The sequence below is a fragment of the Nonomuraea sp. NPDC054003 genome, assembly GCF_055585125.1.
Window position 1 is genome coordinate 131,253 of sequence record NZ_JBVJKR010000004.1, and the last position, 24,291, is coordinate 155,543.

General features: G+C 73.0%; 21 protein-coding genes. 13 read left to right on the plus strand and 8 right to left on the minus strand.

Features of this window, described 5'->3' with window-relative positions; all coding sequences use genetic code 11:
• Positions 1–8: 8 nt before the first annotated feature.
• Positions 9–167: a hypothetical protein gene (locus ACZ6YG_RS11195; RefSeq protein WP_466017882.1), complete on the minus strand. Its 159-nt coding sequence runs from the start codon at positions 165–167 to the stop codon at positions 9–11.
• Between the two features lie 78 nt (positions 168–245).
• Between ACZ6YG_RS11195 and ACZ6YG_RS11200 the strand changes: the two genes are divergently transcribed.
• The 3 genes from ACZ6YG_RS11200 to cobM are packed head-to-tail and all read left to right on the plus strand — an operon-like array spanning position 246 to position 1,558.
• A complete protein-coding gene (locus tag ACZ6YG_RS11200) occupies positions 246–632 on the plus strand; it encodes a pyridoxamine 5'-phosphate oxidase family protein (protein WP_466017883.1) in 387 nt (128 codons plus the stop codon).
• The gene (locus ACZ6YG_RS11205; protein WP_466017884.1) at positions 629–811 is read left to right on the plus strand and encodes a hypothetical protein; all 183 of its coding nucleotides are present in this window, start codon (positions 629–631) and stop codon (positions 809–811) included. The genes ACZ6YG_RS11200 and ACZ6YG_RS11205 overlap by 4 nt, the downstream gene beginning before the upstream one ends.
• Positions 812–814: 3 nt before the next feature.
• Positions 815–1,558, plus strand: coding sequence for a precorrin-4 C(11)-methyltransferase (gene cobM / locus ACZ6YG_RS11210; protein ID WP_466017885.1), 744 nt, complete (start codon positions 815–817; stop codon positions 1,556–1,558).
• 236 nt (positions 1,559–1,794) lie between these two features.
• Here cobM and ACZ6YG_RS11215 read toward each other — a convergent pair whose 3' ends face one another.
• The 3 genes from ACZ6YG_RS11215 to ACZ6YG_RS11225 all read right to left on the minus strand — a co-directional run bounded on the left by ACZ6YG_RS11215 (position 1,795) and on the right by ACZ6YG_RS11225 (position 5,578).
• Entirely contained in the window at positions 1,795–3,897 is a 2,103-nt protein-coding gene (locus tag ACZ6YG_RS11215; RefSeq protein ID WP_466017886.1) for a sensor histidine kinase, read from the minus strand.
• A gap of 115 nt (positions 3,898–4,012) precedes the next feature.
• A complete protein-coding gene (gene fmdA / locus ACZ6YG_RS11220) occupies positions 4,013–5,269 on the minus strand; it encodes a formamidase (protein ID WP_148032199.1) in 1,257 nt (418 codons plus the stop codon).
• A gap of 27 nt (positions 5,270–5,296) precedes the next feature.
• Positions 5,297–5,578 (minus strand): FmdB family zinc ribbon protein, encoded by a 282-nt coding sequence (locus tag ACZ6YG_RS11225; RefSeq protein WP_466017887.1) that lies wholly within the window; start codon positions 5,576–5,578, stop codon positions 5,297–5,299.
• Between the two features lie 266 nt (positions 5,579–5,844).
• Here ACZ6YG_RS11225 and ACZ6YG_RS11230 point away from each other — a divergent pair, with 266 nt between their 5' ends.
• From ACZ6YG_RS11230 to fdhA, 8 genes are all read left to right on the plus strand, one after another.
• Complete coding sequence (locus ACZ6YG_RS11230; protein WP_466017888.1) at positions 5,845–7,008, plus strand: cysteine desulfurase family protein; 1,164 nt, start codon at positions 5,845–5,847, stop codon at positions 7,006–7,008.
• 79 nt (positions 7,009–7,087) lie between these two features.
• Complete coding sequence (gene fdh, locus ACZ6YG_RS11235) at positions 7,088–10,264, plus strand: formate dehydrogenase (protein ID WP_466017889.1); 3,177 nt, start codon at positions 7,088–7,090, stop codon at positions 10,262–10,264.
• Positions 10,265–10,268: 4 nt separating this feature from the next.
• Positions 10,269–11,045: a 4Fe-4S dicluster domain-containing protein gene (locus tag ACZ6YG_RS11240; protein ID WP_148034666.1), complete on the plus strand. Its 777-nt coding sequence runs from the start codon at positions 10,269–10,271 to the stop codon at positions 11,043–11,045.
• A complete protein-coding gene (nrfD, locus tag ACZ6YG_RS11245) occupies positions 11,042–11,965 on the plus strand; it encodes an NrfD/PsrC family molybdoenzyme membrane anchor subunit (RefSeq protein WP_308249134.1) in 924 nt (307 codons plus the stop codon). The genes ACZ6YG_RS11240 and nrfD overlap by 4 nt, the downstream gene beginning before the upstream one ends.
• A 103-nt stretch (positions 11,966–12,068) precedes the next feature.
• A complete protein-coding gene (gene selA / locus ACZ6YG_RS11250; RefSeq protein WP_466017890.1) occupies positions 12,069–13,367 on the plus strand; it encodes an L-seryl-tRNA(Sec) selenium transferase in 1,299 nt (432 codons plus the stop codon).
• The gene (locus tag ACZ6YG_RS11255; protein WP_466017891.1) at positions 13,367–15,154 is read left to right on the plus strand and encodes a SelB domain-containing protein; all 1,788 of its coding nucleotides are present in this window, start codon (positions 13,367–13,369) and stop codon (positions 15,152–15,154) included. The genes selA and ACZ6YG_RS11255 overlap by 1 nt, the downstream gene beginning before the upstream one ends.
• Positions 15,155–15,233: 79 nt before the next feature.
• The gene (locus tag ACZ6YG_RS11260) at positions 15,234–16,118 is read left to right on the plus strand and encodes an MIP/aquaporin family protein (RefSeq protein ID WP_271279945.1); all 885 of its coding nucleotides are present in this window, start codon (positions 15,234–15,236) and stop codon (positions 16,116–16,118) included.
• Between the two features lie 49 nt (positions 16,119–16,167).
• A complete protein-coding gene (gene fdhA / locus ACZ6YG_RS11265) occupies positions 16,168–17,388 on the plus strand; it encodes a formaldehyde dehydrogenase, glutathione-independent (RefSeq protein ID WP_148032193.1) in 1,221 nt (406 codons plus the stop codon).
• Positions 17,389–17,436: 48 nt separating this feature from the next.
• On the opposite strand, the gene ACZ6YG_RS11270 is transcribed toward fdhA, so the two are convergent.
• The 3 genes from ACZ6YG_RS11270 to ACZ6YG_RS11280 are packed head-to-tail and all read right to left on the minus strand — an operon-like array spanning position 17,437 to position 21,181.
• Positions 17,437–19,677, minus strand: coding sequence for a xanthine dehydrogenase family protein molybdopterin-binding subunit (locus ACZ6YG_RS11270; RefSeq protein ID WP_466017892.1), 2,241 nt, complete (start codon positions 19,675–19,677; stop codon positions 17,437–17,439).
• A complete protein-coding gene (locus ACZ6YG_RS11275; RefSeq protein ID WP_271279943.1) occupies positions 19,674–20,666 on the minus strand; it encodes an FAD binding domain-containing protein in 993 nt (330 codons plus the stop codon). The genes ACZ6YG_RS11270 and ACZ6YG_RS11275 overlap by 4 nt, the downstream gene beginning before the upstream one ends.
• On the minus strand, positions 20,663–21,181 hold the full coding sequence (locus tag ACZ6YG_RS11280) for a (2Fe-2S)-binding protein (RefSeq protein WP_271279942.1): 519 nt from the start codon (positions 21,179–21,181) through the stop codon (positions 20,663–20,665). The genes ACZ6YG_RS11275 and ACZ6YG_RS11280 overlap by 4 nt, the downstream gene beginning before the upstream one ends.
• Before the next feature lie 169 nt (positions 21,182–21,350).
• On the opposite strand from ACZ6YG_RS11280, the gene ACZ6YG_RS11285 reads away from it, so the two are divergent.
• Entirely contained in the window at positions 21,351–22,373 is a 1,023-nt protein-coding gene (locus tag ACZ6YG_RS11285) for a zinc-dependent alcohol dehydrogenase family protein (RefSeq protein ID WP_466017893.1), read from the plus strand.
• Here ACZ6YG_RS11285 and ACZ6YG_RS11290 read toward each other — a convergent pair whose 3' ends face one another.
• On the minus strand, positions 22,374–23,006 hold the full coding sequence (locus tag ACZ6YG_RS11290; RefSeq protein WP_222708974.1) for a pyridoxamine 5'-phosphate oxidase family protein: 633 nt from the start codon (positions 23,004–23,006) through the stop codon (positions 22,374–22,376).
• 216 nt (positions 23,007–23,222) lie between these two features.
• Between ACZ6YG_RS11290 and ACZ6YG_RS11295 the strand changes: the two genes are divergently transcribed.
• Entirely contained in the window at positions 23,223–24,236 is a 1,014-nt protein-coding gene (locus tag ACZ6YG_RS11295) for a TerC/Alx family metal homeostasis membrane protein (protein ID WP_148032189.1), read from the plus strand.
• Positions 24,237–24,291: the final 55 nt, after the last annotated feature.

Genomic DNA, 24,291 nt, shown 5'->3' on the forward strand with positions numbered 1-24,291 from the left:
TCGCCCACTTAAGTCACCGGCATCTCGTCGGGCGTGCCCCGATAGACGGCGAAGTCGTCGAGGCCGGTGAAGGAGCAGTGGGCGTCCAGCATGACGACCGTGTCGTCGGCGGTGAGGCCCTCAGCGGCCAGGCGGCGTAGCCGCTTCGCCCGTAGGAGTGTAGGCACTGGTGAGCGGATGGACACGACCGGACCATGCCAGAAGCGTCGATATACGATGTTGGTCGCCATCGCCTGAGGAGGGTCGTGAATCTGGTCGAGCAGGGGGACGGCTTCGCCGCGTTCTGGCAGGAGCGGCATCTGTGCACGCTCGCCACCGCGCGTCCCGGCGGGCCCCCGCACGTGGTGCCGGTGGGCGCGACCCTGGATCTGGAGACCGCCACCGCCCGGGTGATCACCTCGGGGTCCTCGTACAAGGCCCGGCTCATCGGCGAGGCCGGCGCGCTCGTGGCGCTGTGCCAGGTGGACGGCCGCCGCTGGTCCACGCTGGAGGGCCGGGCCGTGGTGCGGACCGAGCCGGAGCGGGTGACCGACGCCGAACGCCGCTACGCCGCCCGCTACAAGCCGCCTCGCCCGAACCCGTCCAGGGTCGTCCTGGAGATCGAGGTCACCCGCGTGCTGGGCAACGTGTGATCACCGTCGTCGGCATCGGCGCGGACGGCCGGGACGGACTGCCCGCCGACTCGCGGCGCGCGGTGGAGGCGGCGGAGGTGCTCATGGGCGCCCCCAGGCAGCTCGATCTCGTCCCTGCCTCCGCGGCTGAGCGGGGCCGCGATGCCGGTGACCGTGTGGTCGGTCATCAGGAAGGATGAGCCGTGACCGTCTACTTCATCGGGGCAGGCCCGGGGGCCGCCGACCTGATCACGCTGCGCGGCCTGCGGCGGCTCCAGACGTCGCCGGTGTGCCTGTACGCGGGCTCGCTGGTGCCGCGCGAGCTGCTCGACTCGTGCCCGGTCGGCGCGCGGCTGGTGAACACGGCGGACCTGACGCTCGACGAGATCGTCGCGGAGCTGGTCGCCGCGCACCGGGCCGGACTCGACGTGGCGCGGCTGCACTCCGGCGATCCGTCGGTGTTCAGTGCCGTGGCCGAGCAGATGCGCCGCCTGGACGCGCTCGACGTGCCGTACGACGTGGTGCCGGGGGTGCCGGCCTTCGCCGCGGCGGCCGCCGCGCTGGGCAGGGAGCTCACCGTCCCCGGCGTCGGCCAGACGATCATCCTGACCCGCACGTCGACCAGGGCGACGCCGATGCCCGACGGCGAGGACCTGTCCACGCTCGGGGCGAGCGGGGCGACGATGGTGCTCCATCTGGCCGTGCAGCGGATCGACGCCGTGGTGGCGGAGCTGCTGCCCTCGTGCGGGCCGGACTGCCCGGTGGCGGTGGTGGCGCGGGCGAGCAGGGCGGACGAGGTGATCCTGCGCGGGACGCTGGCGGACATCGCCGGGCAGGTGCACGAGGCCGGGATCCGCCGCACGGCGGTGATCGTCGTCGGGCGGGTGCTGTCGGCGTCGGAGTTCCCCGACAGCCACCTCTACAGCGCGAAGCGGGCCAGGACGTGAATCGGATCCTCATCCTGGGCGGCACGGCGGAGGCGCGGACCCGTGACAGAGGACACGGGCACCGGCCCGACCTGCCGGAAGAGCTGGTGGCGCGGGTGCCTACTACGCCTTCGCCTGGGACATGCTGCCCAGGAAGCTGGACGAGCAGAGCGCGGCGCTGCTGAGCAACCTCGACGCCGCGAAGGTCTTCGGCACCCCGGTGAGCGCGCGCTGATCAACCCTTGAGGTGGTCGCGCTCACCATCGAGGCTTCACGCCTGCCTCACCGACGTCAGAGGGCTTGGGGAGCGGGAACGTGGCCTCCACCTGCGTCCCCGGCCCGGTCAGGGGCGCCTGGGTGATCCGGCAGGTGCCGCCCAGCTCCGCGGCGCGCTCGCGCATCGAGGCGAAGCCGACGCCGGAGCGCTGGTGGCCGGTCAGCCCCTTGCCGTCGTCGCGCACTCGTACGACCAGCGCGTGTTCCGAGCAGGCCAGCGTGACGACGATCCGGGTGGCGTCGGCGTGCTTGCGCACGTTGGTCAGCGCCTCCTGCGCGATCCGATACGCCGCCACCTCCACGGCCGCCGGCAGGTCGCGGGTCTCGCCTTCCACCTCGACCTGGACGGGCGGGCCCGGCTCCGCGGCGAGCGCGCGCACCGCCCCGAGCAGACCCAGGTCATCCAGGCTGGGCGGGCGCAGGCCGTAGACCAGCTCGCGGACCTCCTGGCTGACCGAGTCCATGCTGCCGCGCAGGTCCCGCAGCATCCGGTCGGCGGTGGACGGCACCTCGCGCAGGCGCAGCTGGGCCATGGTCAGGGACATCGACATGTTGGTGAGCGCCTGGCCGAGGCCGTCGTGCAGGTCGCGGCGGAGCCTGCGCCGCTCCTCCTCACGGGCGTTCAGGATGTGCTCCCTGGAGCGTTGCAGGTCGGCCGTCATCAGTACGGCGTGCGCGACGTCGGCGACGTGGACGGTCGCCGTGCTGATCAGCCGCTCGGTGTAGGCGGCGGAGAAACGGCGCGGCCCTGGCGGCCCGATCAGCATCCGGCCCACCGGCTCGCCGTGCCACACCAGCGGCACGGCCCGCGGGTCCGGGCCGATCGTCCCCAGCTCCACCCGCATGCCCGCGGCGCCGGCCTCGGTGCCGGCCTCTGTGCCGACCTCTGTGCCGGCCTCTGTGCCGACCTCGACGACGACGCCGGTCACGCCCAGGCCGTCGTGCACCACGGCCGTGACGGCGGCCAGCGCGTTCACCGGCTCGGTCTCGCCGACCTCGCGCGCCAGTCTCCTGGCCAGTTCCTCCGGCTGGCCGTGCCTGCCGTACAGCATCACGTCGGTGAGGCGGCGCAGGCGCGTGCGCAGCGGCTGGAAGAACACGCCCGTCACCAGCGCGGCGGCCAGCCCCGCCACCTGGTCGTAGCCCGACACCAGCAGCGCGGCCAGGGCGCCGGTGCCGAAGTAGGCCCCGCCGACCGCGGCGATCAGGCCGGTCGCGATGACGGTCCGGCTGATGACGGTGTCGATGCCGTACAGCCGGTACTGCAGCACCGCGAACGCGATCGTCACCGGAAGCAGCCCGGTCCAGATCGTCGCAGGCAGCCAGTAGGCCTCGCCGAGCAGCACGAACACCGTGTAGACGACGAACGCGCTCAGCGGCCAGGCGATCTGCCTGCGCGCCGCCGGGGACGCGTGCCGCAGCCGCACCAGCAGGGAGATCAGGGCGAGCACCACACACGCGTTGATCAGCAGAGTCAGCGAGCGCATCAGCACCCCCTGGTAGGGAGCCAGGGCCTCGATCGCCAGCGGATTCGGGATGACCTCCGGCCAGCGGTAGGTGCTCGCGGGCGGCGTCGGCCGCGCGATGGTGCGCACGCCCTCGACGACGGTCGCGGCCACACCGGTGATCGCCACCGGCAGCCAGCGGCGGGAGGGCAGGCGATCGTCCGGTGAGAGCAGCGGCGTCAGGATCCCCAGCGCGCAGGCCCCGACGATCCAGCCCACGACGGCCAGGATGCGCAGCCATCCGGCGCTCTCCAGGTCGCCGGCCGACGCCTGCGCGAACTGCAGCCCGGTCACCATCACGTTGACCGCGCAGCCGAGGCCGCCGGCACACATCAGCCAGGCCAGCTTCAGACGGGGACGGTGCGCGATCAGGAACGCGCCGATCAGCGGGAACGTCAGGCCCGCGCCGTGGTCGGGCGCCAGGGGCGGCCACGGCGACCACTCCTCGGGCAGCGATAACTGGATCGCGGTGCCGGCCACGGTCAGCGACACCGACAGCACGGCCAGCACGACGGACACCCACGCCCGCACCCGGCCCGCGCCCGGCGCGCCGCCCCCGTCTGCCTTCACTGCTCGCATCCCCTGCCCCGCGGAACTCTCAGCGCCCGTCGGCGAACCGACCAGGCGTCCGCGAGCATCAGCGTAGAACGCTATCCGGCGCGCATGGCCGCTGACCAGGCACGTGCCCAGTGGTTCAGGCGAAGGCGGCGTGCGGTGCGCTGGTGCCCTCCGGCACGCGGACCGGCCCGGACGCGCTGGGCCGGACGTCGACGTCGAAGATCGCGGTAGGCAGGTAGACGGTGGCGCAGGAGTTGGGGATGTCCACCACCCCCGAAAGCCGGCCCTCGATCGGGGCGGCGCCGAGCAGCAGGTATGCCTGCTCGGGGCTGTAGCCGAACGTCGTCAGGTAGTCGATCGCGTGCAGGCAGGCCCGCTGGTAGGCCAGTTGCGAGTCGAGGTAGCGCTGCTCGCCGTCCAGCGTGACGGAGATCCCGGAGAACGCCAGCCACTCGCTGTACTGGGGGGCGGTGCGGCCCGGCATGAAGATGGTGTTCTCGCCGACGCGGTACGTTCGCATGCCGTCCTTGATGAGGTCGACGTGCAGGTCGACGAAGCCGCCCATCTCGATGGCGCCGCAGAAGGTGATCTCGCCGTCGCCCTGGGAGAAGTGCAGGTCGCCGAGCGACAGGTTCGCCCCGGGCACGAACACCGGATAGAAGACGCGGGAGCCCTGGGTGAGGTTCTTGATGTCCTGGTTGCCGCCGTTCTCCCGGGGCGGCGCGGTGCGGGCGGCCTCGCCGGCGATCCTGTCGAACGCGGACGAGGACACCGATCCGAGGATGGCGTCCTGCGGCTCCGGTGGCAGGGCCAGCGCCGGCACTCTCGCCGGGTCGGTGGCGATCAGCGCGCCCTCCCGCTGGTTCCACTTCGCCAGCAGCTCCGCCGACGGCGCGGTGCCCATGAGCCCGATGTGGGTGATGCCGGTGAACGACACCGCCGGGATGTGGCGCGAGGTGGCTTCCTGGCCGCGGAAGTCCCAGATCGCCTTGTAGGCGTCGGGGAACTGGTCGGTGAGGAACGAGCCGCCGTTCTTCTTGGCGAAGATGCCGGTGTAACCCCAGCCCTGGCCGGCCAGGGGGCCGCTGTCCTCCTGGGGGATGGGTCCCACGTCGAGGATGTCCACGATCAGCAGGTCGCCCGGCTCTGCCCCCTCCACCGCGAACGGGCCACTGAGCGCGTGCACCTTCGTCAGCGGGGCGTCACGGATGTCCTCGGCGGAGTCGTCGTTGTGGATCGCGCCGTCGAACCACTCCCGGCAGTGGACCCGGAAGCTGTCGCCCGGTTTGACCCGCGCCACCGGCGGGATCTCGGGATGCCAGCGGTTGTGACCGATCTTGGCCTGGTCGGTGAACTTCTTGGTCGAGTCGAGCGGGAAGATCAGCTCTGGCACGGCTGGATCCTTTCGGCACAGGGACGGTCACGGGCGCGGCAGGCGACCGGTGGCGGGATGAATGGGCACCGCGGCCGGGGCGCGGCGCGGCGGCAGGGACGTGACGACCGCGGGCTCGGAGGCGCTGCGCTCCGCCCGCCGCAACCGGGCCGCCAGGGCGGCCGGAGTGCGCGCCAGCATCGGCGCCGAGAACCTCCGCGTCGAGGTCGCGCCGCAGTCCGGGCACCGCACCGCGGCGGGTGCGGTGCCGATCGGAAAGGCGACCTCGATGTCGCGACAATGCGGACAGCGATAGCCGTATGTCGCCATAGAAGGTGCCCCCCGCGTTTTCGAACAAAAGCCCCAGGCCACGACGTCTTATCGACGTGACCTGGGGAAACAACCTCAGAAACGGATATACGCAACTTAACGTGTGAATGAGCTGCAATCGATCGCACTTCTGCCAAGCTTGCTCGCGGAGTAAGGCAGGTCGCCGAATACCTAGGCAAAACCCATGCCACGTACCTCCCGTATGTTCATGGCTGATCGACGGGAGTACGTTGCGGAGTCGCGCCCGGTGAGAGCAAGATCGGTACGTGAGCGAGAACGACGGGGCCCAGGCGCATCCCGCGCTGGCCGGTGGCGCGCTGTACCTGGACTACAACGCCACCACCCCGGTCGACCCCGAGGCGCTGCGGGCCGCGCTGCCCTACCTGACGACGCACTTCGGCAACCCCTCCAGCGGCCATTCCTACGCCGGTGAGCCGCGCCGGGCCGTGGAGCGCGCCCGCGGCCAGGTGGCCGGACTGCTCGGCGCCCAACCCGGTGAGATCGTGTTCACGAGCGGCGGGTCCGAAGCCGACACGCTGGCCGTCCGCGGCGCCGCCCTCGGCTCCCCGGGGCGGCAGGTCGTCACCCTGGCCACCGAGCATCCGGCGGTGCTGCGCTCCTGCGAGAGCCTGCGCGCGGACGGGTTCACCGTGACGCGGGTGCCGGTGGACCCGCACGGCCGCGTCGACCCGGACGTGCTCCGCGCCGCCGTCCAGGAGCGGGAGACCGCCCTGGTCTCGATCGCCTACGGCAACAGCGAGACCGGCACCCTGCAGCCGATCGCCGAGCTGGCCGCCGTCGCGCACGAGTCGGGGGCCCTGTTCCACACGGACGCCGCGCAGGCCGCCGGGAAGGTGCCCCTCGACGTGTCCGCCCTCGGCGTGGACCTGCTGACGATGGTCGGTCACAAGATGTACGCGCCCAAGGGTGTGGGCGCCCTCTACGTACGCTCCGGCACCCGGCTCCATCCGCTCATCCACGGCGGCGGCCAGGAGGGCGGGCTGCGGGCCGGCACGGAGAACGTCGCCCTGGTCGCCGCCCTCGGCAAGGCCGCCGAGCTGGCCCGGCTCGAACTGCCCGGCAGCGCCGTACGGCTGGCCGCCCTGCGCGACCTGCTGCACGCCGAACTGGAGGCCCGGTTGCCCGGCCGGGTCCACCTCAACGGTCACCCGGCCGAACGGCTGCCGGGGACGCTGAACGTGAGCATCGACGGCGTCGGAGGCCGGGCCCTGCTGGCCGCGGTCCCCGGCATCGCCGCCGCCACCGGATCGGCCTGCCACGAGGGCGTCGACGCCCCCTCGCCCGTACTGCTCGCCATGGGCCTGCCGGCCGGGCGGGCGTCCGAGGCGGTGCGGCTGTCCCTGGGCCGGTGGAGCACCGAGCGGGAGGTGCGGCAGGCGGCGAGGCTGATCGCCGAAGCGGCCGCCTGAAACGTCACGTCCACGGACGTGACCAGTCCGCCCGCGAGTCGCCGGAATATGCCCTCCGAAACCGGGCATGGATCGCACCATGGCAGGAAGGGGATGGCCGGCCCGCTGGCCGGTGATCCGGCAGCTCAGAGGCCAGGACGGCAGGGGCGACGCGGCACGGTCGCGCCGCACCGACGCCCTGCGCCCGCGCACCGAGGACGCCGCCTCGGTGGCCCGGTCCATCTGCCCCTACTGCGCGGTCGGCTGCGGCCAGCTCGTCTACGTCGAGGGCGGCAAGATCACCCAGATCGAGGGCGACCCCGACTCCCCGATCTCCCGGGGACGGCTCTGCCCCAAGGGGGCGGCCAGCAAGCAGCTCGTCACCCATCCGGGACGCCAGACCCAGGTGCTCTACCGCAGGCCGTACGGCACCGGCTGGGAGCGGCTCGACCTGGACACCGCGATGGAGATGATCGCCGACCGGGTGGTGCGCACCCGGCGGGAGACCTGGGAGGACACCCACGAGGGCAAGGTCGTGCGCCGCACGATGGGCATCGCCAGTCTGGGCGGGGCGACGCTCGACAACGAAGAGAACTACCTGATGAAGAAGCTGTACACCGCCCTCGGCGCCATCCAGGTGGAGAACCAGGCGCGTATTTGACACTCCTCCACCGTCCCCGGTCTGGGGACCAGCTTCGGGCGTGGCGGCGCGACGACCTTCCAGCAGGATCTGGCGGAGGCGGACTGCATCGTCATCCAGGGCTCCAACATGGCCGAGTGCCACCCCGTCGGGTTCCAGTGGGTGATGGAGGCCAAGGCGCGCGGGGCGAAGGTCTTCCACGTGGACCCGCGGTTCACCCGCACCAGCGCGCTGGCCGACCGGCACCTGCCGATCCGCGCGGGCAGCGACATCGTGCTGCTCGGCGCGCTGATCAACCACGTGCTGGCGAACGAGCTGGACTTCAGGGAGTACGTGCTGGCGTACACCAACGCCGCCTCCCTCGTGTCCGAGGACTTCCGCGACACCGAGGACCTCGACGGCCTGTTCTCCGGCTGGGACCCGGAGACGGCCACGTACGACCCGAGGAGCTGGGCGTACGAGTCCACGCCTGAGGGCCACCCTTTCGAGCAGGCGGAGGGCGGAGCCCGGCACGCCAAGACGGCGGGGCCGGACACCTACGGCGCGCGCGGGGCCGCCGTGCACCCCAGCCCGCCCACGGACCCGACGCTGACCCACCCGCGCTGCGTCTACCAGATCGTGAAACGGCACTTCGCCCGCTACACCCCGGAGCTGGTCGAACAGCTCTGCGGCATCCCGCGTGACGACTTCGCCGAGCTGGCCGAGGCGATCACCGCGAACTCCGGCCGCGAGCGCACCACCGCCTGGGTCTACTCCGTCGGCTGGACCCAGCACAGCGTCGGCGCGCAGTACATCCGCACCGCCTCGATCCTGCAGCTCCTGCTGGGCAACATGGGACGGCCCGGCGGCGGCATCCTGGCGCTGCGCGGCCACGCCAGCATCCAGGGCTCGACCGACATCCCGACGCTGTTCAACATCCTGCCGGGCTACCTGGACATGCCGGACGCCGGACGGCACGAAGGCCTGGACCACTACCTGGAGCTGGAGGGCGGCAGCACGGGCTTCTGGGGCAACCGGCGCGCCTACCTGGTGAGCCTGCTCAAGGCGTGGTGGGGCGAGGCCGCCACCGAGGAGAACGACTTCTGCTTCGGCCACCTGCCGCGCATGACCGGCGACCACGGCCACTACACCACCGTGATGAACCAGATCGACGGCATCGTGAAGGGCTACTTCGTGGTGGGGGAGAACCCCGTGGTCGGCTCCTCCGGCGGCCGGGCGCAGCGCCTCGGCCTGGCGAACCTCGACTGGCTCGTCGTCCGTGACCTGGCCCTGGTGGAGACCGCCACGTTCTGGCTGGACGGCCCGGAGCTGGAGACGGGCGAACTGCGCACCGAGGACATCGGCACCGAGGTGTTCTTCCTGCCCGCCGCGAGCCACGTGGAGAAGGAGGGCACGTTCACCAACACCCAGCGGCTCCTCCAGTGGCGGGAGAAGGCGGTCGACCCGTCCGGCGACTGCCGCAGCGAGCTGTGGTTCTACTACCACCTCGGCAAGCTCATCAGGCGCCGGCTGACCGACGACGAGATCGACCGGCCGGTGCGCGAGCTGACCTGGGACTATCCGGAGCTCGGCGTGCACGGCGAGCCCTCGGCCGAGGCCGTGCTCCGCGAGATCAACGGGGTCGGCCCCGACGGACGGGCGCTGTCGTCCACCAGCCAGCTCCGCGCCGACGGCTCCACGACCTGCGGCTGCTGGATCTACTGCGGGGTGTACGCCGACGAGGTCAACCAGGCCGCCCGCCGCCGCCCCCGCCGGGAGCAGACCGCGGTGGCGCCCGAATGGGGCTGGGCGTGGCCGGCCAACCGGCGCATCCTGTACAACCGGGCCTCCGCCGATCCCGAGGGCCGCCCGTGGAGCGAGCGCAAGGCGTACGTGTGGTGGGACGCCGAGCGCGGCGAGTGGACCGGCCACGACGTGCCCGACTGCGAGATCGGCAAGCCGCCCGGTTACGTGCCGCCCGAGGGCGCCTTCGCCGAGGACGCGCTCGCCGGGACCGACCCGTTCATCATGCAGTCCGACGGCAAGGGCTGGCTGTACGTGCCGCTCGGGCTCGTCGACGGCCCGCTGCCCGCCCACTACGAGCCGCACGAGTCTCCGGTCGCCAACCCCCTGTACGCCCAGCAGGCCAACCCGGCACGCCACACCTACAACCGGCCGGAGAGCCCGTACAACGCGCCGGACGGACGCTTCCCCTACGTGCTGACGACGTACAGGCTGACCGAGCACCACACGGCGGGCGCGATGAGCCGGCCGCTGGCCTACCTCGCCGAGCTGCAGCCCGAGCTGTTCTGCGAGGTGTCGCCGCGGCTCGCCGCCGAAGCGGGGCTGACCAACGGCGGCTGGGCCACGATCGTGACCAGCCGCGCCGTGGTGGAGGCCAGGGTGCTGGTCACCGGGCGGATGCGGCCGCTGCGCCTCGGGGGCGTGATCGTCCACCAGGTCGGCCTGCCGTACCACTGGGGGTGGGGCGGAGGAGGCCTGGTCACCGGTGACGTCACCAACGACCTGACGCCGCTGGTCCTCGATCCGAACGTCTACATCCAGGAAGGCAAGGCGATGACCTGTGACGTGCGGCCGGGGCGCCGGCCGAGGGGCCCGGCGGCGCTCGACCTGCTGGAGAGGTACCGCCGTGGCTGAGCGGATGGGGTTCTTCACCGACACGAGCGTGTGCATCGGCTGCAAGGCGTGCGAGGTGGCTTGCAAGGAGTGGAACCAGATCCCGGACGACGGCTTCGTCTTCGAGGCCACCTCCTACGACAACACCGGCATGCTGGGGGCGAGCACCTGGCGGCACGTCGCGTTCATCGAGCAGTCACGGCCGGTGGCCGTCGGCGGTGACGAGGGCGTGGACCGGTGGCTGATGTCCTCCGACGTGTGCAAGCACTGCACGCGCGCCGCCTGCCTGGACGTGTGCCCGACCGGGGCGCTGTTCCGGACCGAGTTCGACACGGTGGTGGTCCAGGCCGACATCTGCAACGGGTGCGGCTACTGCGTGCCCGCCTGCCCGTACGGCGTGATCGACCGGCGGGAGGGCGACGGGCGGGCCTGGAAGTGCACGATGTGCTACGACCGCCAGCGCGGCGGCCTCGAACCCGCCTGTTCCAAGGCGTGCCCCACCGACTCGATCCAGTTCGGCCCGCTCGACGAGCTGCGGGAGCGCGCCGAGCAGCGGGTGGCCCGGCTGCGCGCCGACGGGAACGAGCAGGCCCGCCTGTACGGGGAGAGCCCCGATGACGGGGTGGGCGGGACTGGGGCGTTCTTCCTGCTGCTGGACGAGCCCGAGGTGTACGGCCTGCCGCCGGACCCGGTGGTGACCACCCGCGACCTGCCCGCCATGTGGGGCTGGGCGGGCGCGGCCGCGCTGTCGGCGGCCGGTGCCGTGGCTCTGGCGTTCCTGCGTACGGGGGAGCGGCGGTGAAGCGGGAACGGGCCGTGGCGCAGGAGGTGGTGCCGGAGGCGGAGTTCCGGTCCTACTACGGCCGCCCAGTGATCAAGCCGCCCATCTGGCACGAACCCCACATGCCGACATATCTCTATCTGGGGGGTGTGTCGGGAGTCTCGTCCTCGATGGCCGTGATGGCCCGGCTGACCGGCCGTACCCGCCTCGACCGCACCGCCCGCGTCGCGGCGGCGGCCGGGGCGGCCCTGGGAGCCGGGCTGCTCTCCGCCGAGCTGGGCAGGCCCGAACGGTTCCTCAACATGTTCCGCGTCTTCAAGCTCACCTCGCCGATGAGCGTCGGCTCGTGGATCCTCGCCGCGCACGGCGGGCTGTCGGCCGCCGCCCTGGCCGGTGACCTGACCGGCATCCTGCCGGCCGCCGGTGACGCGGCGCTGCTGGCCACCGCGGTGACCGGGCCGCTGACCGCCACCTACACCGCCGTCCTGGTCGCCGACACCGCCGTGCCCGCCTGGCACGAGGCGTACCGGGAGCTGCCGTTCCTGTTCGCGGGCAGCGCGATGGCCGCCGCGGGGGCGGCCGGGATGCTCGGCACGCCGCCGGCCCACGCCGGTCCCGCCCGCGCCGTGGCCGCGCTCGGGGCGGGCGTGGAGACGGTCGCGGGGCACCTGATGGAGCGCCGGCTCGGGTTCCTGGGGGAGCCGTACCAGGTGGGACGGGCGGGCCGGCTCATGCGCGCCGCGCGCGTCCTGACGGCCGGCGGCGGGCTGCTCGCCGTGGTCGCCGGACGCAGCCGCGCACTCAACGCCGTGTCCGGCCTCGCCCTCACGGCGGGCTCGCTGTGCACCCGCTTCGGCATCCTCGCGGCGGGCCGCGCCTCCGCCGCCGACCCCAAGTACACCGTCGTCCCCCAGCGCCGGCGCCTCGACGAAGCCTCCTGAAGCCGGATCCCGCCCGGGCGCGCCGGGCCCCGACTTTTCAGGAGGCCGAGGTCCTCGGCCCGGCGGGTTCGATTCCCGCCCGCCTCCGCTTATGTTCGGGAATATGGATCGACGCAGGCGGGTGCCACGCACCGACGCCGTGCTCGCCGACTCGCGCCTGGTGGAGGCGGGCGGACGGCTGGGCCGGTCGGTGGTCAAGGCCGCGGTGGCGGCGGCGCAGGAGCGGGCCCGGCAGGGCGAGATCGCCCCCGAGGAGGTGGCCGACGCGGCGGTGACGGCGCTCCCGGCCCGAGCGGCGAGCCTGCGTCCGGTCGTCAACGCCACGGGCGTGCTGATCCACACCAACCTCGGCCGGGCCCCGCTGTCGGCGGCGGCCGTCGAGGCGATGACCGCCGCCGCCGGGTCCGCCGACGTGGAGTTCGACCTGGCGACGGGCGCCCGGTCGCGGCGGGGCCGGGGCACGCTGGAGGCGCTCGCCGGCGCCGTGCCGGTGGCGCAGGACGTGCACGTCGTGAACAACAACGCCGCCGCCCTCGTCCTGGTCGCCACCGCGCTCGCCGCCGGGCGGGAGATCGTGATCAGCCGGGGCGAGCTGGTCGAGATCGGCGACGGGTTCCGCATCCCCGACCTGCTCGCCTCCACCGGGGCGCGGTTGCGCGAGGTGGGCACCACCAACCGCACCTCGGTGCGCGACTACGCCGACGCGGTGGGGCCGGCGACGGGGTTCGTGCTCAAGGTCCACCCGTCGAACTTCCGGATCGAGGGCTTCACCGGCTCGGCCGAGGTGCCGGAGCTGACCGGGCTCGGCGTGCCCGTCGTGGTGGACATCGGCTCCGGCCTGCTGGCCCGTGAGCCGCTGCTGCCCGCAGAACCCGACGCCGCCACCATGATCGAGGCGGGCGCTGACCTGGTGACGGCCAGCGGCGACAAACTGCTCGGCGGGCCGCAGGCGGGCCTCCTCCTGGGCCGGTGCGACCTGGTCGAACGCTGCCGCCGGCACCCGCTCGCCCGCGCGCTGCGGGTCGACAAGCTCACGCTCGCCGCGCTGGAGGCGACGCTGCGCGGTCCCGTCCCGCCGGTCCGGCGGGCGCTGCACGCCGATCCGGCCGTGCTGGAGAGGCGCGCCGCCGCCCTGGCCGGTCGCCTGGCCGGCGCCGGGATCGACGCCTCGGGGGTGCCGAGCGAGGCCGCCGTCGGCGGCGGCGGCGCTCCCGGCGTGCTGCTGCCGAGCGCGGCCGTGAGCCTGCCCGAACGGTTCGCCGTCCCGCTGCGGACGGGCGATCCGCCGGTCGTCGGCCGGATCGAGGGCGCCCAGCTGCTGCTGGACCTGCGAGCCGTCCCGCCCGAACGCGACGACGACGTGGCGCGCGCGGTGCTGGCGGCCGCGGAGGTGGTGGGCTGATGCACGTCGTGGCCACCGCGGGTCACGTCGACCACGGCAAGTCCACCCTGGTACGGGCGCTCACCGGCATGGAGCCCGACCGGCTGGACGAGGAACGCCGGCGCGGCCTCACCATCGAGCTCGGGTACGCGTGGACGTCCCTCCCGTCGGGGGAGCCGCTCGCGTTCGTCGACGTGCCAGGTCATGAGCGGTTCCTCGGCACGATGCTCGCGGGGGTCGGGCCCGTACCGGCCGTGGTGTTCGTGGTGGCGGCCGACGAGGGGTGGATGCCGCAGTCGGAGGAGCACCTGGTGGCCCTGGAGGCCCTCGGGGTACGGCACTGCCTGCTGGTGGTGACCCGCTCGGACCTCGCCGACCCGGGCCCGGCGATCGAGCGGTCCCGCGCCCGCCTGGACGAGGCACTCGGGAAGCCGGGCGGTGGGGTGGCGGCGGTCGCCGTGAGCGGGCGCACCGGTCAGGGGCTGGACGAACTGCGGCGGGCGCTGGACCGGCTGGTGGCCGGGCTGCCCCGGCCGGATCCGGGGGCGGCGGTCCGGTTGTGGATCGACCGGACGTTCAGCGTGACCGGCAGCGGGACGGTGGTGACCGGCACGCTGCCCGCCGGGACGGTGTCGGTGGGCGACGAGCTGCTGCTCGACGGCGAGCCGGTGCGGGTCAGGGGCCTGGAGTCGTTGAAGCGGGCGCGGGACACGGTGTCCGGGGTCGCCCGGGTGGCGGTCAACCTGCGCGGGCACGACCTCCCCGGGCGCGGGCAGGCGCTCGTCACGCCGGGCGGGTGGACGTACACGGAGTCGGTGGACGTACGCGTCGCGTCTGTCGGGAAACAGCCGCAGGAGGATCCCGGCCTGCCTCGGCGGCTGACCGTCCACGTGGGGTCGGCGGCCGTGACGGCCGAGGCGCGGCACCTCGGCGGCCGCTTCGTACGGCTGCGCCTGGACCGGCCGGTGCCGCTGCATCTCGGCGACGTGCTGCTGCTGCGCGACCCCGGGCGTGACCGGTCCGAGGTGCGGGTGCTCGCCGGGGCGGCCGTCCTCGACGTGCGCCCCCGGGCCCTGCGCGGCCGGGGCGCCGGCAGAGAGCGAGCCGCCCAGCTGGAAACGGCCCTCCCCAAGCCCGACCCCGCCGGGCTCGACGCGGCGTTCGCATTGCGGGTGCATCGGCTGCTGCGGGCCGCCGACCTGCGGGCCATGGGGCCGGCGCCCGAGGTTCCCGGGGTGGCGGGGGAGTGGCACGCCGATCCGGACTACTGGGAGGAGTCGCGGAGGCGGCTGGGCGAGGCGGCGCGGCGGTACGCGGAGCGCAATCCCCTGGAGCCGGCCATGCCGGTCGAGGCGGCCCGGCGCGAGCTGGGGCTGCCGGACCGGCGGCTGGTCGCGGCGCTGGTGGGGCCGCCGCTCACCCTCGCCGGCGGGCGGATCGTGGCGAGGCAGGCAGGGCTGCCGGGGCCGGTCGCGCTGGCGGTGGAGCGGGTGCAGCGGGAGCTGGCGGCGCGGCCGTTCCAGGCGCCGGAGGCGGGGCGGCTGGCCGAGCTGGGGCTGGGCCCGAAGGAGCTGGCGGCGGCCGTGCGGGCGGGGAGCCTGCTGCGGGTGGGCGAGGGGATCGTGCTGCTGCCGGGAGCCGACGGGCGGGCGGCCGAGGTGCTCAGCCGGCTGCCGCAGCCGTTCACGGTCAGCCAGGCCAGACGCGCGCTCGGCACCACCCGCCGGGTCGCCGTGCCGCTGCTCGAACACCTCGACAGGGCCGGTCTCACCGAGCGGCTGGACGAGGTGCGCCGCCGCTGCGGATGACTCCGCTTAGGGGCCTGGACCTGGGTATATATATTGGGAAATCAGGGGGATTGTGAACCATCGTCATCTGGGGGTTGCGATGGTCGGAGACCTTCCACGGCGGCTCGTCGCGGAAGCCATCGGGACAATGCTGCTGGTGATCTTCGGTCCGGGATCCGTGGTGGCCGCGTTGCTCATGGGCAACGGTGAACTTTCCTACGCCGCGCTCGGCTTCATCTCGTTGTCGTTCGCCGTGGTCGTCGCGCTCGTCATCTACGCCTTCGGCAGCACGTCGGGCGCGCACATCAACCCGGCCGTCACCCTCGCCCTGGCGGCGGGCCGCAGATTCCCGTGGGCGGAGGTGCCACCGTACATCGTGGCGCAGCTCATCGGGGCGTTCGCCGGCGGTCTGCTCATCGTGGGCGGCTTCGGCCGCCGGGCCGCCGACCTGGGCACCGGGCTCACCGCTCTCGGCGAGGGCGTGAGCTATGGGCAGGGCATCCTGCTGGAGGTGATGGGCACGTTCTTGCTGATGCTCACCATCATGGCGATGGCCGTGGACCGCCGGGCGCCGAGCGGCTGGGCGGGGTGGATCATCGGCATGGCCGTCGCCTGCGAGATCTTCGTGATCGGCCCCATGACGGGCGGCTCCGTCAACCCCGCCCGCACCTTCGGCCCGTACCTGACGACGAGCGTGTTCGGCGGTGACACGCCGTGGTCGGAGTTCGGCGTCTACATCATCGGCCCGGTCGTCGGAGCCGTACTCGCCGTGCTCGTGTACGACCAGGTGGCGCGCCCGGCGCGCGAGCTGCCCGAGGCGGCCGAGCAGGGCACCGCCGGGGAGATCACCGGCACCCGGCGGCCGGGTGACGAGGAGGACCTCGCGCGGGACGTCCCGGTGGCCCGGAGCTCTCGCGACGACCTGGTACGCGACCGCCCGGCGCACGGCCCACGCCGCCGCCCCGGCCCCGGGGGTGATCGATGACCACGTGACCACCCGCCATTCGCACCCCGTACAAGGGAGAGGGCACGTCATGTCAGGTAACAGAGGAGTCTCCTACGAGGGCCCCGGCAAGGTCGAGGTACGCGTGACCGACTATCCCGACTACGAACTCAAGGACGGTCCGGGCGTCAACCCGGCCAACGTGGGCCGCAAACTGCCCCACGCGGCGATACTCAAGTCGGTCGCGACCAACATCTGCGGAAGCGACCAGCACATGGTCCGAGGCCGTACCACGGCCCCGACGGGCCTCATCCTCGGTCACGAGATCACCGGCGAGGTGGTCGACACCGGCCCCGACGTCGAGTACATCAAGACCGGCGACCTCGTGTCCGTGCCGTTCAACATCTCCTGCGGCCGCTGCCGCAACTGTAAGGAACGCAAGACCGGCGTCTGCGAGAACGTCAACCCGGACCGGCCCGGCTCCGCCTACGGCTACGTCGACATGGGCGGCTGGGTGGGCGGCCAGGCGGAGTACGTCCTGGTGCCGTACGCCGACTGGAACCTGCTGAAGTTCCCGGACAAGGACCAGGCGATGGAGAAGATGCTCGACCTGGCCATGCTCGCGGACATCTTCCCGACGGGGTTCCACGGCTGTGTGGGCGCCGGGGTGGGGCCGGGCTCGACCGTCTACGTCGCCGGGGCCGGACCGGTCGGGCTCGCCGCGGCGAGTTCGGCGTTCCTGCTCGGCGCCGCCGTCGTCATCGTCGGCGACCTGAACAAGGACCGTCTGGAGCAGGCCCGGAGCTTCGGCTGCGAGACCGTCAACGTGGCCGAGGGCGAGCCGAAGGACCAGATCGAGCAGATCCTCGGCGAGCCCGAGGTGGACTGCGCCGTGGACGCCGTCGGCTTCGAGGCCCGCGGCCACGGCAAGGAGGCGGAGAAGGAGCAGCCCGCGACCGTGCTCAACACGGTGATGGACGTCACCCGGGCGGGTGGCGCGCTCGGCATCCCGGGACTCTACGTGACCGGTGACCCCGGCGCGGCGGACGAGGCGGCCAAGCAGGGCTCGCTGTCGATCCAGATCGGTCTCGGCTGGGCCAAGTCGCTCAGTTTCGTCACCGGCCAGTGCCCGGTCATGCGGTACAACCGCCAGCTCATGCAGGCGATCCTGCATGACCGCGTGCAGATCGCCAAGGCGGTCAACGCCACCCCGATCTCGCTGGACGACGCCCCGCGCGGCTACCACGAGTTCGACGAGGGCGCGGCGCGCAAGTACGTGATCGACCCGCACGGCATGCTCGCGTCCAGGTGACCATGCGCCGCGAGCGGCGCGAGCCGTCGCTCGCGGTCCCCCGGGCCGTCACCAGGCCGGGTCCATCACCGTCTCGGGCGCGATGGGCAGGCCGCGGACGCGGCGGCCGGTCGCGTGGAAGACGGCGTTGGCGATGGCGGCGGCCACCCCGACCTGACCGATCTCCCCGACCCCCTTGACCCCGAGCGGGCCGACGACGTCGTCGCGCACCTCGACGAGGTCGACCGTGACCTCGGGCGCGTCGGCGTTGACCGGCACGAGGTACTCGCCCAGGTTCGCCGCGGCCCAGCGGCCCGTGCGGGGGTCCGCGTGGTTGCCTTCCAGGAGAGCCTGGCCCAGGCCCCGGAGCATGCCGCCCATCAGCTGGCTGCGGGCCAGGAGCGGGTTGAGCACCCGTCCGGGCGCGAACGCGCCGCTCAGCCGGCGGACGCGGACGAGGCCGAACTCCGGGTCCACGGCGACCTCGGCGAACTGGGCGCCGAAGGTGAGCAGGCCGTGCGGCGTGTCCAGCGGCGGCGGACGCCACGTGCCCGTCGCCTCCGCGTCGGACAGGTGGTGGCGTTCGAGCAGCTCACGGTACGTGTCGGCGGCGCCGGGACGCTCGGCCGAGGACAGGCGCCCGGCGGCCACGGTCACCGACCTGGGGGCGACGCCGTGCAACGGTGACGCCTCGTCACCCACCGCCAGGGCGACGAGCTGCTCGCGCAGCGCGGTGCCGGCGGCGTGGACGGCGGAGCCGACCATGCCCGCGCCGGTCGAGCCCACCGCCGCCGTGCTGTTGGGCAGATCGGTGTCGCCGGCCTGGACCTGCAGGTCGGCGAGGGTGACGCCGAGCGCGTCCGCTCCCACCTGGGTGGCGATGGTGAGCACGCCGGTGCCGATCTCCTGCGTCGAGGTCTGCACGACCGCGCTGCCGTCGGCGAAGAGACGGGCCCGGGCGCGCTGGGGCGGCATGAACAACGCCACCGGGTACGCCGCGGCCGCCATCCCGGTGCCGATCAGCCAGTCGCCGTCGGACCGCGTGCGGGGGGCCGGGTCACGCCCGGACCAGCCGAATCGTTCGGCGCCGAGGCGGAGGCACTCCTCCAGCCCGCCGCTGGACCACGGGTTGCCGTGCGGGTCGGTCCGCGCGTGGTTGAGCAGCCGCAGGTCGAGCGGGTCGATCCCGAGCCGGTAGGCCAGCTCGTCCATCGTCGCCTCAAGGGTGAAGACGCCGAGGGTCTCGCCGGGGCCCCGGGTGAAGGTCGGCGTCATGGTGTTGCCCCTGATGAGGCGGTGCACGCCGAGGTAGTCGCCGCACGGGTACAGCTGCGACGAGACGCCGGTCGCGGGCTCGGCCCAGTCGTCGAACGGCGAGGTGACCGACAGCTTCTCGTGCCGGATCGCGGTCAGCCGGCCGTCCCGGGTGGCGCCGAGCGCCATGCTCTGCTCCTGCTCCTCGCGGTGCCCCGTCGAGGTGAACATCTGCGGCCGGGTGAGCATCAGCTTCACCGGCCGGCCGACGTGCCGCGCGGCCATGGCGGTGAGCGTCGTGTGCGGCCACACCATCGCCTTGGAGCCGAACGCGCCGCCGACGAAGGACGTGATGACCCGGACGCGGGAGACGGGCAGGCCGAGCAGGTGGGCCACGGTCTGCTGGGTGGCCCGCACGCCCATGGTCGACTCGTACAACGTCAGGTCGTCGCCGTCCCAGACGGCGACCGTCGACGGCGCCTCAAGGGCGTTGTGGTGGTTGGCCGCCATCCGATAGCGGGCCTCCACCCGCACGTCGGCCCGGGCCAGGCCGGCTTCGGCGTCGCCGCGCTCCTCGCGCCCCGGCAGCAGCCCGCCGAACAGGCGCTCCGCCTCGTACGACCGGCCGCGCCCCTGCTCGATCGTGGCGGTCGCCTGGACGACGTCGTACGAGACGCGCACCAGCGAAGCCGCGTACCGGGCCTGCTCGTACGTCTCGGCGACGACCAGGGCCACCGGCTGTCCCGCGTAGTGCACGACGGTGTCCTGCATCGGGAAGAAGCTCTCGCCGGGCGCGGTCAGGCCCGCCAGCGACGGCAGCAGGCGCGGCGGCGCGGCGATCCTCGGCAGGTTCTCGTGGGTGAGCACGGCGAGGACGCCCTCGGCCGCGTGCGCCGCGCCGGTGTCCATCGCGGACACCCGGCCGGCGGCGACGGACGCGCCGACGATCGCGAGATGCGCCGCCCCCGGCGGCGAGATCTCCGCTGAATACCGCGCGGCGCCGGTCACCTTCGCCGGGCCGTCCACCCGCGTGACCGGCGTGCCGACCGTGGTCATGGCCGGGCTCCCCTCAGGCTGTGGGTCAGGCCGCGCACCACCGCGCGGCGCGCGAGCTCGACCTTGAACGCGTTGTACCGGCGAGGAACGGCGGCGTCGAGTTCGAGCGCGGCGGCCCGCCGGAAAGCCGCCTCGTCCGCCGGGCCGCCGACGAGCGCCGCCTCCGCCCGCCTCGCCCGCCAGGGCTTCGTGCCGACCCCGCCCAGAGCGAGCCGGACGCCGGTGACGATCCCGTCCTCCGCCTCCACGGCCGCCGCGACCGAGACGAGGGCGAACTCGTACGACTGCCGGTCGCGGAACTTGAGGTAGACCGAGCCGATCCCGAGCGGCTCGCCGGGAACGTCGATCCCGACGATCAGCTCGCCGTGCGCCAGCGGGTGCTCGACCTCGGGCGTGTCGCCGGGAAGAAGGAAGAAGTCGTCGGCCGCGATCGCGCGCTCGCCGCCGGGCCCCGCCGTCCGGATGACGGCGTCGAAAGCCACCAGCGCGACGGCGACGTCCGACGGGTGGGTGGCGATGCAGCGCTCGCTGGTGCCGAGGATCGCGTGGCCCCGGTTCAGCCCGTCGAGCGCCGAGCAGCCCGTCCCCGGTTCGCGCTTGTTGCAGGGCGAGACGCCGTCGCGCAGGTAGGGGCAGCGGGTGCGCTGGCAGAGGTTGCCGCCCATCGTCGCCATGTTCCGCAACTGCTCGGAGGCGCCCAGCAGCAGCGCCCGGGAGATCGCCGGGAAGCGGCGGACGACGATCGGCGCCCGCGCGACGTCGGTCATGCGGGCGAGCGCGCCGATGCGCAGACCGCCGCCGGGACGGTCCTCGACGGCCGTCAGCGGCAGGTCGTTGATGTCCACCAGGTGGCCGGAGCGGGAGACGCCCGCCCGGATCAGGTCCACCTCGTTGGTCCCGCCGGCCAGGAAGGCGCTCGCGGGACTCGCCGCCGCCAGGGCGATCGCGTCGCCGACGTCCCTGGCCCTGCTGTAGGTGAGCGGCCTCACGACGCGCCTCCCGCGCCGTCGCGGACCTGCCGGATGGCGGCGCGGATGTTCGGGTACGCCGCGCAACGGCAGAGGTTGCCGCTCATGAACTCGGCGATGTCCTCGTCGGTGGCGGCGTTGCCCTCCTCGATCAGCTTGACCGCGGACATGATCTGTCCAGGGGTGCAGTAGCCGCACTGGAAGGCGTCGTTCTCGACGAAGGCCCGCTGCATCGGGTGCGGCCCGTCGTCGCCGGCGAGCCCCTCGATCGTGGTGATCTCGCGGCCCGCGGCGGTGACGGCCAGCATGAGGCAGGCGAGCACCCGCCGGCCGTCGGACCACACGGTGCAGGCCCCGCAGGTGCCCTGGTCGCAGCCCTTCTTGGTGCCGGTCAGGCCGAGGTGCTCGCGCAGCGCGTCGAGCAGGCTCACGCGCGGCTCGACCTGGAGGACCCGGGGCCTTCCGTTGATCCTCAGCGACACCGGGACGCTCTCCGGCCCCTGGATGACGCGCGGGCGGCGATCGGTATCGGACATGGTCTTCCCTTCCCCTGGCCGCTGGCCTGTCCTTCCCTACCCGGCGAAGGTACGGAGGAGCTGAGGCGAGGGCTTGGGCCGGGTAAACCCGGGCGCCCCGCCCCGGCCTTCCCGTTTTCGGAAGCGGGGCGGGGGAAGCCTGACACCTACGTGGAAGAGGGGATTCACCATGCGTGGAGCAGTTCTGTACGCTCCGGGCGACGTCCGCGTCGAGGACCGTCCCGACCCGGTGATCGTCGAGCCGACCGACGCGATCATCCGGCTCTCGGCGACCTGCGTCTGCGGATCCGATCTGTGGCCCTACCGGGGGGTCGAGAAGCTCGACGGGGCGGCTCCCATGGGGCACGAGTACGTCGGCGTCGTGGAGGAGGTCGGCGGCCAGGTCACCACCATCAGGCCGGGTCAGTTCGTGGTCGGCTCGTTCTGGGCCTCCGACAACACCTGCGAGATCTGCCGGGCGGGCTACCAGAGCGGCTGCGTCCACCGGGTGCTCATGGGCTCGATCGGCACGCAGTCCGAGCTGGCGCGGATACCGCTCGCCGACGGCACGCTCGTCGCGACCCCCGGCATGCCGGACGCCGATCTGGTGCCGAGCCTGCTGGCCGCCTCCGACGTGCTGGGCACCGGATGGTTCGGCGCCGTCGCCGCCGCGGCCGGGCCGGGCAAGACCGTCGTGGTCGTCGGTGACGGCGCCGTCGGACTGTGCGGGCTCCTCGCGGCCGGGCAGCTCGGGGCCGAGCGGGTCATCGCGATGAGCCGGCACGCGCCCCGGCAGGAGCTGGCCCGCCGGTTCGGCGCCACGGACATCGTCACCGAACGCGGCGACGAAGGGGTGGCCCGGATCAAGGAGCTGACGGGCGGGCTCGGCGCGCACAGCGTCATCGAGGCGGTCGGCACCCAGGAGTCGATGACGCAGGCCATCCGCTCCACCCGCCCCGGCGGCCACGTCGGCTTCGTCGGCGTCTCCCACGACGTCGCGCTGCAGGGCGACGAGCTGTTCTTCTCGCTCGTGCACCTGCACGGCGGGCCGGCGCCGGTGCGGCAGTATCTTCCCGAGCTGATCGGGCTGATCTGCGACAGGAAGATCGATCCCGGCCAGGTCTTCGACCTGACCCTGCCACTGGACCAGGCCGCGGAGGGCTACCGGGCGATGGACGAGCGCCGCGCGATCAAGGCACTCCTCCTGCCCTGACTACAGGTTGGTGCGGGCGTCCAGGGCGAGCCCTTCGTCGATCGCCTCCGCCGGAACGTCCCTGAGGCCCAGGTGGTCCTTGGCGATCTGCCCGAGTGTGGGCAGGCTGTCGCGGGCCGGCCAGGTCTCGGGCTTCCACAGCGACGACCGCAGGAACGCCTTCGCGCAGTGCATGTAGAGCTCCTCGACGTCCACGAGCACCGCCAGCCGGGGCCGCCTGCCCCGGGCCACCAGGTCGTCGAAGAACGGCGCGTCCGCCACGAGGGTGGCGCGGCCGTTGACCCGCAGGGTCTCGTTCATCCCCGGCACGATGAACAGCAGCCCGACGTGGGGGTTGCGCAGCACGTTGCGGAAGCTGTCGACGCGGTGGTTGCCGGGCCGGTCGGCGAGCGCCAGGCGGTGGTCGTCGAGGACCAGCACCGACCCGGCCGGGTCGCCGCGCGGCGAGACGTCGCACGTCCCGTCGGGGTTCGAGGTCGCCAGCAGCACGAGCGGCGAGTGGGCGATGATCGCGCGGGCGTGCTCGTCGATCCGGCCGATGTCCTTGTCCCAGATGCCCTGCGACGGCTCCGGCACGATCTCCCGGAGCTCGGCCTCGGTCGTCACCGTACGGATCTCAGAAGCGTGATGCACCGCCTCAATATAGTGGTGGGCACGCAGCCCCCGGCCCGTACGTGAGCATCCCCGGGTGGATCACCCTCTGCGGATGCTTTACCGTGGAGGGCAACGAGGGGAGTACTTCCCAAGCGTCGAACCCGGTCAGTACGGACCTGTGGCGGGTCCCCGGGCGGCCGCCCGCGTCAAGCGGGTGAAGGAGACCTCGAACGGCTCAGCGTTCGAGGAGGATGCATGCCCGCCACGTCAGTCTTGGCTGCCGTCGAACTGCAGACGATCGCCTCACCCCAGCTGTGGGCGATCACCATCGCGGGGCTGGTCGCCCTGCTCGTACTCGACTTCGTCGTCACGCGGCGCCCGCACGAGGTGCGGATGCGCGAGGCGGCCGGCTGGTCGATCTTCTACCTGGCCCTTCCCGTGGTGTTCGGGTTCGGCCTGTGGGCGTGGGCCGGGTCCACCGTGGCAGTGGAGTTCTTCACCGGCTACGTCGTGGAGAAGTCGCTGTCGGTGGACAACCTGTTCGTGTTCATGCTGCTGCTGGGCGCCTTCGCGGTGCCCGCCGCGCTGGCCCAGCGTGTCCTGCTCTACGGGATCATCGGGGCGCTGGTGCTGCGGGCCGTCTTCATCGCGCTCGGAGCCGCCGCCCTGCAGAGCGGCACGTGGGCGTTCCTGCTGTTCGGCGCGATCCTCGTGCTGACGGCCGGGAAGGTCTTCAAGGACGCGGCGAGCGGCCGGGAGCAGGAGGTCGACATCTCCTCCATCCGCTCGATCCGGCTGCTGCGCCGGTTCGTGCCGGTGACCGACGACTACCGGGGCTCGCGGCTCGTCGTCAGGGAGGCCGGGCGGTACGCGCTGACCCCGCTGGCGCTGGCCATCGTGGCGGTCTTCGCCACGGACATCGTGTTCGCCGTCGACTCCGTGCCCGCCGTCTACGGCGTCACCGAGGACCCGTTCCTGGTGTTCGCCACCAACGCCTTCGCTCTGCTCGGCCTGCGGGCGCTCTACTTCGTGCTGCAGGGAGCCCTCAGCAAGCTCCGCTACCTCAACCACGGGCTCGCCCTCATCCTGGCGTTCATCGGCGTCAAGCTCGTCCTGCACTGGGCGCACGGCATCTGGCCGCAGGTCCCCGAGATCCCGACCCTCGCCTCGCTGGGCGTCATCGTCACGGTCCTGCTCACCGTCACGCTGACCAGCGTGCGCGCCAACCAGCGCGACGAGCGCCGCGCCGGAGAACGCCCGGACCGGTGACCCGGCGTATGCCCAGGTCAGCAGGGTTGTCCGGTTTGTTGCCCCGGAGGCGGGG

Bases quoted from the DNA above. Each gene is read 5' to 3' on its own strand.
- ACZ6YG_RS11215 (WP_466017886.1), bottom strand. From the start codon at position 3,897: ATGCGAGCAGTGAAGGCAGACGGGGGCGGCGCGCCGGGCGCGGGCCGG.
- ACZ6YG_RS11225 (WP_466017887.1), bottom strand. From the start codon at position 5,578: ATGGCGACATACGGCTATCGCTGTCCGCATTGTCGCGACATCGAGGTC.
- ACZ6YG_RS11240 (WP_148034666.1), top strand. From the start codon at position 10,269: ATGGGGTTCTTCACCGACACGAGCGTGTGCATCGGCTGCAAGGCGTGC.
- selA (WP_466017890.1), top strand. From the start codon at position 12,069: ATGGATCGACGCAGGCGGGTGCCACGCACCGACGCCGTGCTCGCCGAC.
- ACZ6YG_RS11255 (WP_466017891.1), top strand. From the start codon at position 13,367: ATGCACGTCGTGGCCACCGCGGGTCACGTCGACCACGGCAAGTCCACC.
- ACZ6YG_RS11260 (WP_271279945.1), top strand. From the start codon at position 15,234: ATGGTCGGAGACCTTCCACGGCGGCTCGTCGCGGAAGCCATCGGGACA.
- fdhA (WP_148032193.1), top strand. From the start codon at position 16,168: ATGTCAGGTAACAGAGGAGTCTCCTACGAGGGCCCCGGCAAGGTCGAG.
- ACZ6YG_RS11270 (WP_466017892.1), bottom strand. From the start codon at position 19,677: ATGACCACGGTCGGCACGCCGGTCACGCGGGTGGACGGCCCGGCGAAG.
- ACZ6YG_RS11280 (WP_271279942.1), bottom strand. From the start codon at position 21,181: ATGTCCGATACCGATCGCCGCCCGCGCGTCATCCAGGGGCCGGAGAGC.
- ACZ6YG_RS11285 (WP_466017893.1), top strand. From the start codon at position 21,351: ATGCGTGGAGCAGTTCTGTACGCTCCGGGCGACGTCCGCGTCGAGGAC.
- ACZ6YG_RS11295 (WP_148032189.1), top strand. From the start codon at position 23,223: ATGCCCGCCACGTCAGTCTTGGCTGCCGTCGAACTGCAGACGATCGCC.